10 protein-coding genes are annotated in these 16915 nt (G+C 62.1%); all 10 read left to right on the plus strand.

Annotated elements, in window-relative coordinates; translation table 11 throughout:
* Positions 1-7 precede the first annotated feature (7 nt).
* The gene (flgK, locus tag AR540_RS05435; RefSeq protein WP_059226802.1) at positions 8-2047 is read left to right on the plus strand and encodes a flagellar hook-associated protein FlgK; all 2040 of its coding nucleotides are present in this window, start codon (positions 8-10) and stop codon (positions 2045-2047) included.
* 11 nt (positions 2048-2058) lie between these two features.
* Positions 2059-3357: a flagellar hook-associated protein FlgL gene (gene flgL / locus AR540_RS05440; RefSeq protein ID WP_059226803.1), complete on the plus strand. Its 1299-nt coding sequence runs from the start codon at positions 2059-2061 to the stop codon at positions 3355-3357.
* Between the two features lie 113 nt (positions 3358-3470).
* Positions 3471-4466 (plus strand): UDP-N-acetylglucosamine 4,6-dehydratase (inverting), encoded by a 996-nt coding sequence (pseB, locus tag AR540_RS05445; RefSeq protein ID WP_059226804.1) that lies wholly within the window; start codon positions 3471-3473, stop codon positions 4464-4466.
* Positions 4463-5638, plus strand: a complete 1176-nt coding sequence (gene pseC / locus AR540_RS05450) for a UDP-4-amino-4,6-dideoxy-N-acetyl-beta-L-altrosamine transaminase (protein WP_059226805.1) — start codon at positions 4463-4465, stop codon at positions 5636-5638. The genes pseB and pseC overlap by 4 nt, the downstream gene beginning before the upstream one ends.
* A gap of 58 nt (positions 5639-5696) precedes the next feature.
* Positions 5697-6410, plus strand: coding sequence for a pseudaminic acid cytidylyltransferase (gene pseF / locus AR540_RS05455; RefSeq protein ID WP_059226806.1), 714 nt, complete (start codon positions 5697-5699; stop codon positions 6408-6410).
* On the plus strand, positions 6398-7891 hold the full coding sequence (gene pseG / locus AR540_RS05460; protein ID WP_059226807.1) for a UDP-2,4-diacetamido-2,4,6-trideoxy-beta-L-altropyranose hydrolase: 1494 nt from the start codon (positions 6398-6400) through the stop codon (positions 7889-7891). Before pseF ends, pseG begins: the two co-directional genes overlap by 13 nt.
* Positions 7888-8940 (plus strand): pseudaminic acid synthase, encoded by a 1053-nt coding sequence (gene pseI, locus AR540_RS05465; protein WP_059226808.1) that lies wholly within the window; start codon positions 7888-7890, stop codon positions 8938-8940. Before pseG ends, pseI begins: the two co-directional genes overlap by 4 nt.
* Positions 8937-10226, plus strand: a complete 1290-nt coding sequence (locus AR540_RS05470; RefSeq protein WP_059226809.1) for a class I SAM-dependent methyltransferase — start codon at positions 8937-8939, stop codon at positions 10224-10226. Before pseI ends, AR540_RS05470 begins: the two co-directional genes overlap by 4 nt.
* Entirely contained in the window at positions 10223-14914 is a 4692-nt protein-coding gene (locus tag AR540_RS05475) for a methyltransferase domain-containing protein (protein WP_059226810.1), read from the plus strand. The genes AR540_RS05470 and AR540_RS05475 overlap by 4 nt, the downstream gene beginning before the upstream one ends.
* A gap of 358 nt (positions 14915-15272) precedes the next feature.
* On the plus strand, positions 15273-16706 hold the full coding sequence (locus AR540_RS05480; protein WP_059226811.1) for a flagellin N-terminal helical domain-containing protein: 1434 nt from the start codon (positions 15273-15275) through the stop codon (positions 16704-16706).
* Positions 16707-16915 lie beyond the last annotated feature (209 nt).

Genomic DNA, 16915 nt, shown 5'->3' on the forward strand with positions numbered 1-16915 from the left:
GTGAACCATGGCTGATCTTCTTTCCATCGGTCTGTCGGGCCTGAGATCCACGCAGAATGCCCTGACGGTCACCGGTCACAACATCGCCAACGTCAATACCCCGGGGTATTCGCGCCAGGAAGCCATCCAGCAGACCAACATCGCCCAGTTCAGTGGCTCGGGCTACATCGGCTCCGGTTCCCAGACGGTGGACGTGCGGCGCCTGGCCAGCGACTTCCTGACCAGCCAGGTGCGTACCGCCAACAGCCAGAACAGCGAGCTGCAGACCTTCAAGTCGCAGATCTCCCAGCTGGACGGGTTGCTGTCGGACAGCACCACCGGCATCACGCCGGCCATGCAGAAGTTCTTCGCCACCCTGCAGACCGCCGCCCAGGACCCGTCCTCGGTACCGGCGCGCGAGGCGGTATTGGCCCAGGCCCAGGGGCTGACCAAGTCGTTCAATACCCTGTACGACCAGATCGACAAGCAGAACGGCCAGATCAACGACCAGCTCACGGCGCTCACCGGCCAGATCAATTCGCTGGCCAAGAGCGTCGGCAGCCTCAACGACGCCATCGCCCGTTCCAAGGCGGCCGGCGCCGCGCCCAACGACCTCATCGATTCCCGTGAGCAGGCCATCAAGCAGCTGTCCAGCCTGGTCGGCCTGCAGGTGGTCAGCCAGGACGACGGCTCGCTGAACCTCTTCGTCGGAACCGGCCAGCCGCTGGTGGTCGGCAGCAACGTCTCGTCGCTGAGCGCCCAGCCGGGTAACGATGATCCGTCGCGCTACCAGGTCACCCTGACGGCCGGCAGCACCTCGCAGATCGTCACCTCCCAGCTCAATGGCGGCGAGATGGGGGGGTTGCTGTCCTATCGCGATACCGCCCTGGACCATGCCTACAACAGCCTCGGGCAGCTGGCGCTGACCCTGACCGATACCGTGAACAAGCAGCTCGGCCAGGGCCTGGACCTGGCGGGCAACGCCGGTTCGCCCCTGTTCAGCGATGTGAACGGTGGTCAGAGCACCGGCCTGCGCGTGCTCGGCCGCTCGACCAACTTCGGTTCGGCGACCGCGACGCTGAGCATCACCGACACCTCCAAGCTCAATCCCAGCGACTACCGCCTGGATTTCGACGGCACCAACTTCAAGGCGCTGCGCATCAGCGACAGCACCAATATCACCGTGACCCGCAGCGGTACCGATCCGGTCACCCTGAGCTTCGCCGACGGTAGCGGCACCGATCAGGGCTTCAAGGTGCAGTTCACCGCAGCGGAGCTGGCTCAGGCCCAGGCCGGCGACGTCTTCAGTCTGCAGCCCACCCGCCGCGGCGCGGCGCAGATGAGCGTCGACCTCGACCAGTCCAGCCAGCTGGGCTTCGCCGGCACCGCCAAGGCCTCCAGCACCACCAACAACCGTGGCACCGGTGCCATCACCCAGCCCGACCTGAAGAGCGCCCCCTCGCCGGTGAACACCGCCGATTTCGGCCGGCTGTTCGGCAGCTCGGGTCTGAAGTTGACGTTCGGTTCCGCCACCGGGACCTTGACCGGCACCCTGCCCACCGGTGCGACCCTGAGCTATGTGTCGCCGTCGACGACCGGCCTGACCTCGGGGCAGACCAACACGCTGCGCCTGCAGTACACCGATCCGACCACCAACAACAGCTACAGCTACGACTTCAACATCAGCGGCGTGCCGCAGGACGGTGACAGCTTCACCCTCGGCACCAACAATGGCGCCGTCTCCGATAACCGCAACGCCCTGAACCTGGTGGCGCTGCAGACCAAGAACACCATGGGTGGCTTCGGTACCACCGGCACCACCTACAACAACGCCTATGGCGGTCTGGTGGAGCGGGTCGGCACCCTGACCGCCCAGGTCCGCGTGGACTCCGCCGCCAGCGAGACCGTGCTCAAGCAATCCGAGGACAACCGCGACTCCCTGTCCGCCGTGAACCTGGACGAAGAGGCGGCCAAGCTCGTCCAGTTCCAGCAGTACTACGGCGCCTCGGCGCAGGTCATCAAGATCGCCCAGTCGTTGTTCGACACCCTGATCGGCGCCTTCAGATAAGGAACCCGCCCATGCGTATTTCCACCGTCCAGGCTTTCAACAACGGCATCACCGGCCTGCAGAGCAACTATGGCGACGTCAGCCGTACCCAGGAGCAGATCAGCACCGGCAAGAAGATCCTCACCCCGGCGGACGACCCGGTGGCCTCGATCAAGCTGCTGCAACTGAGCCAGGAGGGGGCGCTCAACGACCAGTACAACAGCGGCATGACCTCGGCCAAGAACGGCCTGAACACCGAGGAAGCCATGTTGACCTCGGTGGAGACCGTGCTGACGCGCATCCGCGAGATCGCCGTCCAGGCCGGCAACGGTGCCCTCGACCCGACCGACCGGGCCTCCCTGGCCAAGGAGGTCGGACAGCGCGAGGACGAACTGATGAACCTGATGAACAGCAAGGACGCCAGTGGCAAGTACCTGTTCTCCGGGTCCATGGGCGATACCCAGCCCTATGTGCGCAATGCCGATGGTACCTACAGCTACAACGGCGACGAAGGCCAGCGCAGCGTACAGATCGCCAGCTCCACCTTCGTACCGGTCAGCGACAGCGGCAAGGATGCCTTCGAGAACAACTTCAACGCCAACCGCGTGGATACCGCCAAGTCGGCGACCAATACCGGTACCGGCCGGATCTCTCTCGGCCTGGTGGAGGACAAGGGCGCCTATGACTCCACCTTCCCGGCCAGCAGCCCGCCGGTGGCCACCGATGGGGTCGGCATCCATTTTCTGGATGACAAGAAATACGTCATCTACGACCTGGCGAATCCGCCTACCGCCGCCCAGTGGGCCGCCTACGATCCAGCCAGCCCGCCCGCCGGCCAACTCAAGGCCGACAGTCTGAGCAGCACGGCGGAGTCCAGTCGTTTCGTGACCTATGGTGGCGTCAAGGTACAAATGGATGGCGCCCCGGCGGCTGGAGACGAATTCAAGATCACCCGCGACACCGCCAACGAAAAGCGCAGCCTGCTCAACGTCGTCTCCGACCTGCGCAAGGCCCTGGAGAACGGTGATGGCAGTACCGAGGGCGTCTACCAGATCCGCGACAGCGCCGCCGTGGCCCTGAGCAACCTGGACACCGCCTATACCCAGGTCGACGGCATCCGTGGCAAGGTCGGCGCGCGTCTCAACGTGATCGACTCCACCAGCGACTTCATCGCCAACGTCACCCTGGTCAACAAGTCGGTGCAGTCCGACCTCGAGGATCTCGACTATCCTGAAGCCCTGTCGCGCTACGCCCTGCAGAACACCGTACTGCAGGCGTCGCAGCAGAGCTTCGTGAAGATCGCCCAGCTGAGCCTGTTCAAGTACCTCTGATGACTTCCCGCTTCCACTGAATTGGCCGGCTTCTTGCTGCTACTCTTCCGTTAGGCTCGCTGTGACGGTTTTCCGCCGGTTGGCCGCTCGATTCATCGCGAAGGGATAGCAAAATGTTTGATGGCATGTCGATCTTCATCTCGGGCGGCACCGGCTCCTTCGGTCGAGCCTTCGTCAAGCGCCTGCTGAGCGACTACCGGCCCAAGCGGGTAGTGGTCTTCTCCCGCGACGAACTCAAGCAGTACGAGATGAGCCAGGAATTCGACGCGCCCTGCATGCGCTACTTCCTGGGTGACGTGCGTGACGAACAGCGCCTGCAGCAGGCCATGCGCGGTATCGACCTGGTGGTGCATGCCGCGGCGTTGAAGCAAGTACCGGCGGCTGAATACAACCCTACCGAATGCATTCGTACCAATGTCAACGGCGCGGAGAACATCATCGCCGCCGCGCTGCAGAACGGGGTGAAGAAGGTCATTGCGCTGTCCACCGACAAGGCGGCCAGCCCGATCAATCTCTATGGCGCGACCAAGTTGCTGTCGGACAAGCTGTTCGTCGCCGCCAACAACATCGCCGGCAGTCGTGATACCTCCTTCGCCGTGGTGCGCTATGGCAACGTGGTCGGCTCGCGAGGCTCGGTGCTACCGCTATTCCGCAAGCTGATCGCCAATGGCGTCACGGAGCTGCCCATCACCGATGCGCGCATGACGCGCTTCTGGATCACCCTCGATGAAGGCGTGGATTTCGTGATGCGCAGCTTCGAGCGGATGCAGGGGGGCGAGCTGTTCGTACCCAAGATTCCCTCGGCGCGCATCGTCGATCTGGCCACGGCGCTGGCGCCGGAGCTGGCGCAGCGCCAAGTGGGTATTCGCCCTGGCGAGAAGCTGCACGAGATGATGATCTCGCGGGACGACAGTCCTCATACGCTGGAATTCTCCAGGCACTATGTCATCACCCCGGCCATGAGTTTCAACCTGCCTTGCGACTATTCCCGCGACGGCCTGGGTGAGCAGGGGCTGCCGGTCGAGCCTGGTTTCGAATACCTGTCCGATAGCAACCCGCAGTATCTGGATGTCGCGGCCCTGCGCCAGTTGGTCGAGCGCTGCCCATGAGCGGCATTCCCTATGGCCGGCAATCCATCAGCGAGGACGACATCGCCGCGGTTACCGCGGTATTGCGCTCGGACTGGTTGACGCAAGGCCCGATGATCGAGCGCTTCGAGCAGGCGGTGGCGCAACGTTGCGAGGCGGCCCATGGGGTGGCCGTGTGCAATGCCACAGCCGCGTTGCATATCGCCTGCCTGGCGCTGGATCTGGGGCCGGGCGATCTGCTCTGGACCTCGCCCAATACCTTCGTCGCCAGTGCCAACTGCGCACGTTACTGTGGCGCCGAGGTCGATTTCATCGACATCGATCCGCTCACCCTGAACCTCAGTGTCACGGCGCTGGCGGCCAAGCTCGAACGCGCCGAGCGGGCAGGGCGCCTGCCCAAGATCCTGGTACCCGTGGCCTTCGCCGGGCAAAGCTGCGACATGGCGGCGATTCGGGCGCTGGCGGGTCGTTACGGCTTCAGGGTGATCGAGGATGCCTCCCATGCCATAGGTGCGCGCTATGCCGGTCGACCGGTTGGCTGCGGCGCCCAGGCCGACATCACGGTGTTCAGTTTCCATCCGGTGAAGATCGTCACCACGGGCGAGGGCGGCCTGCTGACCACCAACGATGCGGAGTTGGCCGAGCGCCTACGACGACTGCGTAGCCATGGCATCACCCGGGATCCCGCGCTGCTGCAGGCCCGAGAGCAGGGTGGCTGGTACTACGAGCAGTTGGAGTTGGGCTTCAACTACCGCATGACCGATATCCAGGCGGCCCTGGGGTTGTCGCAGCTCGACCGCCTGGAGCCCTTCATCGCGCGCCGGCGTGCTCTGGTCGCGCGCTACCGTGATCGGCTGGCGGCCTTGCCGGTGGGGCTCATCGCCGATCAGGCCCTGGCCGAGTCCGCCTGGCACCTCTTCCCCATCCGAGTCGACGAGACCCAGCGCGACCGGGTCTTCGCCGGGATGCGAGCCGCCGGCATCGGCGTCAACCTGCACTACATTCCGGTACATCTGCAGCCCTATTACCAGGCGCTGGGTTTCCAGCAGGGCGATTTCCCCGAGGCTGAGCGCTACTACGCCCAGGCCATGAGCCTGCCGCTGTACGCCGACCTCAGCGAGGAGCAGCAGGATAGGGTGGTGAAGCGTTTGGCTGGCCTGCTCGATAGCGGGGTGGCTCGATGCGGATGGTGAAGCTGCGAGAGGTTCTGCTGTGCCCCTGCCGGCGCTGCCTGTGCATCGGGGGGCACCTATGAGAGCCGTAGCGATTATTCCTGCTCGCGGCGGCAGCAAGCGCATTCCGCGTAAGAACATCCGCTTGTTTCACGGTCGTCCCATGATCGCCTATTCGATCGAAGCAGCTCTGCGAAGTGGCTTGTTCGGGCGTGTGGTGGTCAGTACCGATGATGCAGAGATTGCCGATGTCGCCCTGCGTTATGGGGCCGAAGTTCCCTTTGTAAGGCCTGCCGAGCTGGCCAATGACTACGCAGGTACCCTTGCGGTCATCCAGCATGCGCTGAATGAGCTACAGAAGGCAGGCTGCCATCCGGATTACACCTGCTGCCTCTACGCCACAGCCCCCTTTGTCCAGGTGAGCGACCTGGCTGCAGGGCTGGCGTTGCTCGAGACGCGAGTCGACAAGGCTTATGCCTTCACTGTCGCGGACTTTCCGGCCCCGGTGCAGCGTGCGTTACGAATGACAACAGACGGCAGTCTTGAGTCGCTCTATCCGCAATATCGGGAGACCCGTTCTCAGGATCTCGAACCCGCCTTTCACGATGCTGGCCAGTTCTACTGGGGAAGAGCCTCGGCCTGGTTGCGGGGTGAGCCTTTGCATGGCGTGAAGTCGCTACCCCTGCGCCTACCGCGCTACCAGGTCCAGGATATCGATACCCTGGATGACTGGTACCGAGCGGAGCTGATCTATACCGCTTGGCGAGCTAGGGTTTCTGAATGCGCATCCTGATCAGGGCCGATGCTTCGCTGCGAATCGGTACCGGCCACGTCGTGCGTTGTCTTACGCTGGCGGACGCGCTGGCGACGATGGGCTGCGCGGTGCATTTCGCTTGTCGTGTGGGGCCAGGTCATGCACTCGCGGAAATCGAGTCGCGTGGCTATCCGGTACATGGACTGTCGGTCCTGGATCAGCGTGACGATCCCGAATCACCATTGCCCTGGGCAGAGGACATGGATTGTCTGCTACGAGTCTTGCCCGACGAACTCGATTTCGACTGGTGCGTGGTGGATCACTACGGCCTGGGGGTGGACTGGGAGCGCGCGATCAGGCGTCGCGCGAGGCGCGTCCTGGCGATAGACGACTTGCCACGACGTCAGCACGCGGTGGATCTGCTGCTGGATCAGAATCTCACTGCCTTCACTCGACCGGAAATGGCTTCGAGCGAAAGCGGACGGACATTGTTCGGACCGCGATTCGCATTGCTGCGGCCGGCATTCCTGGGAAGGGAAACTCCCCTAAGATCGACGGTCGAGCGGGTACTGGTGAACTTCGGTGGCGTGGATGCCAAGGGTGAGACGTTCAAGGTCCTGGAGGCATTGGCCGACTTTCCAACGTTGCAGGTCGATATCGTCGCTGGCTCGGCCAACCCGGCGTTCGACAGACTTCAACAGCTCACGGCGAAGCACTCGCACTGGCGTTTGCAGCGACATGTAGAGGATTTCGCGGCGCTCATGGCCGCTGCCGATCTCTGTATCGGGGCAGGCGGCAGTAGTACCTGGGAGCGTGCCGCCCTGGGGCGACCGACTCTCTGTGTGGCTCTCGCGCCGAACCAGCAGGGCAATGCCGCGTCGCTGGCGGAGCGCGGCGCTCATCTGTACCTCGGCGAGGCCGAAACGCTCGAGGTTGCCGATTATCGTGCGGCCGTACGTACGCTTCTGCTGAGCAATGAGCTGCGGCGCAGTCTCGCCGCGCAATCAAAGGCGCTGGTGGACGGGCGGGGAACCATCCGCGTGACCACGGCCATGCTTGGCCAGGATCTTCGACTGCGTCCGGCCACTGCAGATGATGCCCGGCTGCTCTACGATGGACGTAATGCCGAGGTGGTTCGTCGAGCCTCCCTGAACACGAACCCGCTCTCCTGGGATGACCATCTTGGCTGGCTGACCCGAACCCTGGCCGACACCGAAGGACAACTGCTACTGATCGCGTCCTTTCTCGACGCCCCTGTTGGGGTTATACGTTTCCAGCGACGCTCTGCAAAGATCGCGGAGGTCTCGCTCTATCTCCTGGAAGGGCGGCTAGGTGCAGGATGGGGAATGCTGCTTTTGCAGACCGGAGAAGACTATCTCGCCAACCATGGGTGGGAGATCGAAGAGATCGAGGCGCGAGTGCGTAACGACAATCCTGCCTCGCTACGACTCTTTCAACAGGCCGGCTATCAGCCGCGCCTTCATCAACTCTACCGTCCTTTGCGGGGAGGCTGTCGATGAGTGAATTTCGTATCGGTGAGCGGCTAATCGGCCGTGAAGCTCCCCCTTTCATAATTGCCGAAATGAGCGGCAACCATAATCAATCTCTGGAGCGTGCGTTCGCCATCGTCGAGGCAGCCGCTGCCGCGGGTGCCCATGCCATCAAGCTGCAGACCTACACTGCCGATACCATGACGCTGGATCTGGACGAAGGGGAGTTCCACGTTTCCGATCCGAATAGTCTTTGGCAGGGCACCTCCCTGTATCGCCTGTATGAGCAGGCATACACGCCCTGGGAGTGGCATGAGCCCTTGTTCGCGCGCGCGGCGGAACTTGGGTTGCTGGCGTTTTCCACGCCCTTCGATGCCAGCGCCGTCGATTTTCTCGAGCGTCTTTCGGTACCGGCCTACAAGATTGCCAGCTTTGAAAATACGGATCTCCCGCTGATCGCTCGGGTAGCCGCTACGGGCAAGCCACTGATCATTTCCACCGGCATGGCCTCAATCGCGGAATTGGATGCCGCCGTCACCACGGCCCGTCAGGCTGGATGCCAAGACCTGGTGTTACTCAAGTGCACCAGCACCTACCCAGCCTCTGCAGCTGACAGCCATTTGCGTACCCTGCCGCATCTGCGAGATCTGTTCGGCTGTGAGGTAGGACTTTCCGATCATACCGGCGGTATCGGTGCGGCCGTCGCCGCAGTCGCGCTCGGGGCTACGGTCATCGAGAAGCACTTCACCCTGGATCGCGCTGACGGCGGTGTTGATGCGGCTTTTTCTCTGGAGCCCGATGAACTTCGTAGCTTGGTTACCGAGACCGAACGGGCCTGGCAGGCATTGGGTGGAATCCGTTATGGCGTTCAGGCGGCCGAGCGACCATCGCTGCAGTTTCGTCGTTCGCTATACGTGGTGAAGGATCTCGGGGCGGGCGAGATCCTTACGCCCGGGCACGTCAGGTCGATACGTCCGGGACTCGGGCTCGCCCCTGCTCATCTAGACGAGGTGATAGGCCGGCGAGCGCGGCAGGCCATTCCTCGTGGTACCCCTCTTGCTTGGAGCTTGCTGCAATGAGTGCTAACACTACCCAGGCTGCCGGCCATACTCCGCACGCTGCCCTGATCAACTGGAAAACCCACGCCTGGACTGATCCAGGGATGGTTTCCTGGTATTCGCAGCGAATGGTCGAGAATAGCGGCACCAATCAGCTCAAGCATCTGCTGGAGATCGATCTGATTCGGCGAAACGTCAGCGGAAAGCAGGTCGTCGATGTGGGGACGGGTACGGGCCGGGCGGCCATTGCCCTGGCGCGCGACGGTTACCAGGTGACCGGTGTGGATAGCTCCCAGGCGATGCTGGACGAAACGCGCCGTCTGGCCGAGGAACTGACCCTCGATCTTCGGCAGGGCGACCTATTGGCGCTACCCTGTACTGACGGCAGTGCCGACACCGTGGTCGCTCTCAACGTCCTGGTGCATTTTCCCAATTGGCGTGAAGCCCTGACGGACTGGCTGAGGGTCGTGCGGCCGGGGGGGCGGATTCTATTTGATATACATTCCCTGGCCAACGCTCATTATGCATTCGGTCAGGATCCTGCTTCGTGGCCGGAGCCCCTGACGCGAAGCTCAGACCCTAAAGACTTCATGCATTTCAATATGCGGGTCACTGCCGAAGAGATCGTCGAGTTCGCAACGGATCACCAGCTGTGTGTCCGCGGTATTCATCCGTATGGTGCTTTTCTGTCCGCAGGAAATGTCAACTGGAAATTATGGCGTTCACTTGAGCTGAACCGCAGATGGCAACGGTTGCAAAGTTGGATCGCCAAGGATTCTGCACTGTTTCAGCTCAATCTGTTTATCGAGCAGGCGCTGATCGAACATCTCGCTCCCTCGATGGCTGGGCGGCTCTTTGTCGTCCTGGAGAATCGTCATGATCCGTCAGCCAACGAAGCTTTCATTGAAGACTTCAGTGAGCTTGAGAGAGGCTTGCAGGGGCAGGCCGATACCTCGCTACTGGCAAAGCTGCCATTGAGCATTGCCGACTATCATGCCTCCTGGACTGCGCTACTGCCCACGTTACGCTGCCAACATTATCTGTTTCAGGTATTCAAAAGTTTTGCCGAGCATTGGCCTGGATTGGACTGGTTTTCTTTGCTTCCGACCGATATCAGAGAGCTTTTCACTCAGTGGCAGTCCGCTTTGGACATAGATCAGCAAGCGCTTTCGATCGCTCGCCATTGGGCCGATGGGCTTACCGTACCTTCCGGGCTTCAGCGGGAAATAGCCGCCGGTGCTCAATACAACCTGGTTGAGCAGCTGCTTAGGCAGCACTATGGCTGCTTCAGCGGAGTGAGAACATGATGCGCCAGGCAATCGTCAGTTTGCTGTGGGGAGCCCAGCGCGAGGCCCTGCTTCGTTTCGTCAGAACGCAAGGGCCAATGACCGTTTTCAGCCTTTCATCCCTGATCGACGCAGATATCGAGCGAGCGCTGGCGGAAACCGGTTCCGAAGTGGTCGACCTAGTGGGGCTGCTGGATGTGGAGCAGCAACGGCATGTCCTGCAGAACGCTGAACTGGACTGGAGCAGTCTGGAAAGCGGCCTCACTCACGAGCACCTGCGGCAGGCGTTGGGAGATTTGGCGCATCCGGGCTTGACGAAGATCATCCTGGAAACGCTTCAGGCTGATTTGCCGACGGTACTCCTGCTGACAGCCGCCCTGAATCGTGCAGCAGAGCAGCATGCCATCGGGTTGGTAGTGGTCAACGAGGATATGCAGGCTTCTGCCAAGACGGTAGTCAATTGGGCCGTACAGAAAGATATTCCTAGTCTCCATCTCGCCCACGCACTGGCCCTGTCCGAGCCCTATACCGTCCACGCCCATCTACAGGCTGATGTTTTGGCGGTGTACGGAGAGCGAGGCTGTGAAGGATATCTCGACATAGGGATACCTCCGGAGCGCATCAGGGTAACCGGTAATCCGGCATGGGACGGTTACCTGCAATGGCGCGGTCAGCGGCCTCAGGCCCGCGAGATGTTGTGTCAGCGCTATGGCTATCCCGTCAATCGTCCGATCGTCGTCTTCGGTAGCACCTGGGCCGCCAATCTGACTGCGCTCGGCGACGAGCACCTGTATGGCAACACGCTACGGGTCTTTATCGATGCCTGCGAACAACTGCGTCGAGCAGGCTGGGACTTCGCGGCAGTCATCAAGGATCGTCCTGCCAATGCCCACTTTGGGACACAGCGTGTTGAGGAGCTTCTCGCCGAGTTGGGGGCGAACTCCGCGCACTATTTGCATACCAGCGAGAATGGCCGCGAGTGGCTCCTGGCGGCTGACGTACTGATCGCCATGGACTCCAACTACAGCGTAGAGGCCATGTTGGCGGGTACGCCGGCCATCAATCTCGTCAACCAGCCTGGCGTATTGCTTGGGCCGAGTTTTGATGCGGCATCCGGGGTTCTGGAGGTCGAGCCGTCGGAGTTGGCTACGGCCCTGGCCTCCTTGCTTGGCGACAACGAGCGACGTCGCGCCATGGTTGCCGAAATGCAGGCCCGCGCGGGCTACTACAACCTGGGTGTCGATGGCTTGGCAACTGACCGGGTCGCGGCACTCATGCAGGAGATGATCGCTGGAGCGGCGGCTGTCGAATCCTATGTGTGGCAGACCCATCTGGATGTGAGCGTCAGCGATGTCGAGGCCGCCTACCACCAAGCGCCCCGTGAAGAGCTGATCGGCGCGTTCGCCACGCCGCCCCGTTTCCTGCTTGACGTGGGTTGCGCAGCAGGGGCGACCAGTGGGCTATTCAAGCAGCGCCATCCTCACTCGCGGGTTTGGGGCATCGAAGTCAACGAATCCGCCGCGCAGATCGCGGGTCAGCGGCTCGACAGGGTACTGGTCGGCAAGTTCGAAGACTTCGATCTCCAGGCCGAAGGCATAGAAGCCGGAACGCTGGATGGGGTGATCCTCGGGGATGTCCTGGAGCATCTCTACAATCCATGGGCGGTGATGAAGGCCTTGCAGCCCCTGTTGTCGCCTGATGCGCAACTGGTGATCTCGATTCCCAACGTGCGTAACCTTTGGCTGATGTCGGAACTGGCACAAGGCTATTGGAAATATGAAGGCTCGGGTCTGCTTGATGTCACCCACATTCGCTTCTTCACCCTGGCTGAATTTCGGCGCTTTCTCTATGAAACGGGTTATCACACCGAAACGCTAAATTATCTCCTCGATGGTCGTGTCGCTCAAGCCTATTACGAAAACAAGGATAAGCACGATGTAACCTTGCAGGTCGGCAACATGACGTTGCAGCACTTGCAGCCAGAGGATGTTGGCGAACTGTGCAGTCTGCAGTTTCTCATTCGCGCTCGACCCGGTAGGGATTCCGGCGACTTGTCCAGACGTTACGTCAAGGGGACACCCGTCGCCACGGACGCTTCCTCGCAGGTGGCGCCCTTTGTCGCCCAGCCTTTTGCTGCTGCGGCCCAGGAAGCCCCGGTCATTCAATATACCGACTGGCTCGCAGCCAGACGCTCGAGCCCCACCCGTCTTGATGTTTACCACCAGGCGATAATTCAGGATGCGCAACTGCATTTTCTCGTGGTGATCGTGGGCGAGGCATCGCTGGCGGAGGTGACGCTGTCTTCGTTGAAAGAGCAGCATTACCCGCGTTTCACGACGGTCCGGTTGGAACAGTCTATTGCCGACTTGGCGAGCTGGCAGGCGGCATTGGCGAACAGCGAAGCGGCTTGGTCCTTGAAAATCGCCGCGGGTGATCGCCTCGAACCTGAAGCTCTGTTGCGGCTAGCCGAGCGCATTCTGGTATCCGGGAATGTGCATGCGTGCTATGTCGATGAAGATCACCTCGCCGACAGTGGTCCTGAATGTCCGATCTTCAAAGCGGCCTTCAATCTGGATCTGCTGCGCAGCTATCCCTATACCGGTCCGCTGCTGGCCATCAGTCGTGAGGCGTTGCTGGCATCCACCGCCAGCGTCCCTGCGCCTGGCGTGGCGCTGGTCCAGGACCTGCTGCTGCAGGTGGTCGAGCGTCACGGTGTCACGGCCATTGCCCATCTGCCGGACGTGTTGCATCACTCGTCGCAGACCTTTCCCGACTGGCTGCAGCAATGCGAACCGGCGGCGACCCATGGCATCGTCCGCGCGCACCTGGCGCGCCTGGGCGTACCGGCGGAGGTCAGCGCGGGTGCCCTGCCATGCGTGAGCCGTATTCAGTACCTGAGCGATCACCAGCCGCTGGTATCCATCCTGATCGAGGCTCAGGGGCCGCTGGAAGAACTGGGCCGCTGCCTGGAATCCATCCTGGGTGGCACCGCCTATCCGCATTACGAAATCCTCGTCGGCCGCCCAGCGAACGTCGCGGCCGATATCTGTCTCTGGCTCGATGAACTGGTGACGCTGGGCCTGGAGCAACTGAGGGTCATCCCTGCCGATGGGCCCCGGCCGCTGGCCCAGGCTGCCAAGGGCGAGTACCTGCTCTGGCTCAGTGCCGGTTGCCTGAGCATCAAGGCGTCCTGGCTGGACGAGCTGGTCAACCAGGCGCGGCGTCCGGAGGTCGGCGTGGTTGGCGCCAAGTTGCTGGATCGTGAAGGCAAGGTCGCCATGGCCGGGCTGGTGCTCGGTCTACGCGGGCCGGCCAGCAGCCTCTTCCAGGGTGAACCTGACGATCGCGCGGGTTATCTCTACCGGCAGCAGGTGGTGCAGAACTTCAGTGCCGTCAGCGGCCGTTGCCTGCTGGTGCGGGCGGAGGTATTCCACGCCATCCCCGATTGCGGTTCCTTCGCCACCCAGCCCTTCGCCGATGTCGAGTTCTGTCTGCAAGTCGGCCAGGCCGGCTACCTGGTGGTCTGGACGCCCTATGCGCGGCTCGGTTGGGAGTCACAGCAGGGTTTCGACGAAGCGGACCTGAAGAGCGCGGAAACACGGCTTTATCAGCGCTGGTCGCCAGTGCTCGGGAGCGATCCGGCGTACAACGCCAACCTCGCACTCGATCAAGCCGATTTCACCATGGAACTCGATGCCGACAATTTGTGGCGTCCGCTGTCCTGGCGCCCCTTGCCCGTTATCCAGGTTCTACCCGGCGACCGTTGGGGATGTGGGCACTACCGGATGATCCAGCCGTTTCAGGCGATGCGATCCGCCTTGTTGGTCGATGGGATTCATCAGGAGCGCTATCTTGAGCCCGTCAATCAGGCTCGCATCCAGGCGGACAGCATCGTCGTCCAGCGCCAGATCACCGATTCCCAGCTGGAGGCCTTGCAGTCGCTCAAGCGCAACACCTCGTCTTTTCTCGTCTATGACTTGGACGACCTGCTCGGGAATATCCCGCTCAAGAGCATCCATCGCGAATCCTTCCAGCCGCCGCAAGTCACCCGAGCGATACGCCAGGCGCTGTCGATCGTGGATCGTCTGACGGTGTCCACTGAGCCGTTGGCAGAGGAAATGCGCGGACTCCATCCGGACATCCGTGTCGTCCCCAATCGCTTGCCTGTGCAGTGGTGGGGAGACCTGCAGAGTGGACGACGGGAGGGGCGTCCCCGGGTCGGTTGGGCGGGAGGTTCAAGTCATGCAGGCGATCTCGGGATCGTGGTCGACGTGATGAAGGAGCTGGCGGGGGAGGTGGACTGGGTGTTTCTTGGCATGAGTCCGCCCGGTGCGCCGCCGCATGAATTCCATCAAGGCGTCGAAATCGAAGCCTTCCCGGCCAAGCTCGCGAGTCTGGACCTGGATCTGGCCATCGCCCCCCTGGAAATCAATTCCTTCAACCGGTGCAAGAGCAATCTAAGGCTGCTGGAACTCGGCGCCTGCGGTTATCCCGTCGTGGCCACCAATATCGAGCCTTACCGCTGTGGTCTGCCAGTGACCCTGGTCCGCAACAAGTACAAGGATTGGCTGGATGCCATTCGTGAGCACCTGGCGGATCGAGAAGGCTCGCGGACGCTGGGAGCCGAATTGCGCGCCGCCGTTCACCGCGACTGGATGCTGGAGGGGGACAACTTGCTGGCGTGGCGAGCAGCCTGGTTACCCGACTGATCGCGCTGCAGCACGGCGCGCTGCCGTCCGCGCCTGCCTGCCACCTGCCAAGCGCCCGTCTTTCGGGCGCTTTTCATTTCACCGGACGCTCACGACCGCGCACCGCAGGCGGCGGCGTCTGTGATTCGCGCAAATTGTCTCGTGCGGGCTAAATAAATCGCCACTCCGGTCGATAACCCTTCTGCACGGATCGGAAGATCGCTTGCTGTCAAGCTTCTGGCGAAAAAAGTCGCTAAAAATTCTAAAGGTTTGACGATAAGCACCGATAAATATCTTGAATGCGAATTACCGGGGCGCCTGAGCAAGCAGGTCCCACTCGCATGCTCAGGCAAACAAGGTTCTACTGGAGGACGCCACCATGGCCCTTACCGTCAATACCAACATCCCGTCTCTGAACACCCAGCGCAACCTGCAGAATGCGTCCAGCTCCCTGGCCACTTCCATGCAGCGCCTGTCCACCGGTAGCCGCATCAACAGCGCCAAGGACGACGCCGCCGGCCTGCAGATTTCCAACCGTCTGACCAACCAGATCAACGGCCTGAACCAGGCGACGCGCAACGCCAACGACGGTATCTCGCTGTCGCAGACCGCTGAAGGCGCCATGCAGCAGTCCACCAACATCCTGCAGCGTATCCGCGACCTGGCCGTGCAGTCCGCCAACGGCTCCAACAGCGATGCCGACCGTGCTGCCCTGCAGAAGGAAGTGACCGCGCAGCAGAACGAACTGACCCGTATCGCCCAGACCACCACCTTCGGTGGCCGCAAGCTGCTGGACGGCTCCTTCGGTACCACCAGCTTCCAGATCGGTGCCAATGCCTACGAAACCATCGACGTCACCCTGAAGGACACCTCGGCCACCGCCCTGGGCTCCAACCAGGTGGGCAGCGGTGCCAGCACCACCGCCGGCAGCGTAGTGGCCGGTAGCGGCGGCGCCCTGACCGCCAGCGGCAGCATCACCCTGGTGGGTGGTGGCAAGAGCACGGCGGTGACCTACGCCTCCGGTGACTCCGCCAAGACCATCGCCGGCAACATGAACGGCCAGATCCCGGGCCTCACCGCCTCGGCGCGGACCGTCGTCACCGTGACCGACACCATCTCCAGCGGCTCGGCCAACATGACCATGAACGTCGGCGGTAACTCGCTGAGCCTGGTGGGCGTGACCAGCACCAAGGACATGGCCGACCAGATCAATGCCAACGCTGCCAAGCTGGGCGTGACCGCCAACTACGACACCCAGGCCAAGAAGCTGACCATCACCTCGGCGACCGGTGACAACATCACCTTCGGCAGCGATACCAACGGTGCCACGGGCAACATCAACGTCGCCTCGCAGAAATCCGACGGTACCTTCAGCACCGCGGTCGATGTGCGGGCCACCGGTGGCCAGGCCATGGGCTACGTCAAGCTGGACTCGCCGACCACCTTCGCCATGACCGGCAGTACCACGGCGATCTTCGGCAGTAGCGCGTCCTCGCTGAGCAAGGTGTCCGACGTCGACATCTCCACGGCTGACGGTGCCCAGAAAGCCCTGTCGGTGATCGACCAGGCCCTGGCCAACATCGACAGCCAGCGTGCCGACCTCGGTGCGGTGCAGAACCGCTTCGACAACACCATCAGCAACCTGACCAACATCTCGGAGAACGCCACCTCCGCCCGCAGCCGCATCAAGGACACCGACTACGCCGCGGAAACCGCGAACCTGTCGAAGAACCAGGTGCTGCAACAGGCCGGTACCGCGATCCTGGCCCAGGCCAAGCAGCTGCCGCAGTCGGTACTCAGCCTGCTCCAGTAAGGCGCGGCGGTAGACACAGGGAGAAGGGGGTAACCCCTTCTCCCTTTTTGGCATCAATGTTTCGAGCGAAGCCCTGATCCCTCGCGGAAAGCTGCCGAAACGCACCTTGGCCTGTTGCCTGGTGACGAGCCGTGGAGCCGTCAAGCGCGGATGTTCGAGGATGGTGGCCGGCAAAAAGCCATCATGCAGAACTAAAGTTTCGACGCATG

It is taken from the genome of Pseudomonas sp. EpS/L25, assembly GCF_001512295.1.
Lineage (GTDB): Bacteria > Pseudomonadota > Gammaproteobacteria > Pseudomonadales > Pseudomonadaceae > Chryseomonas.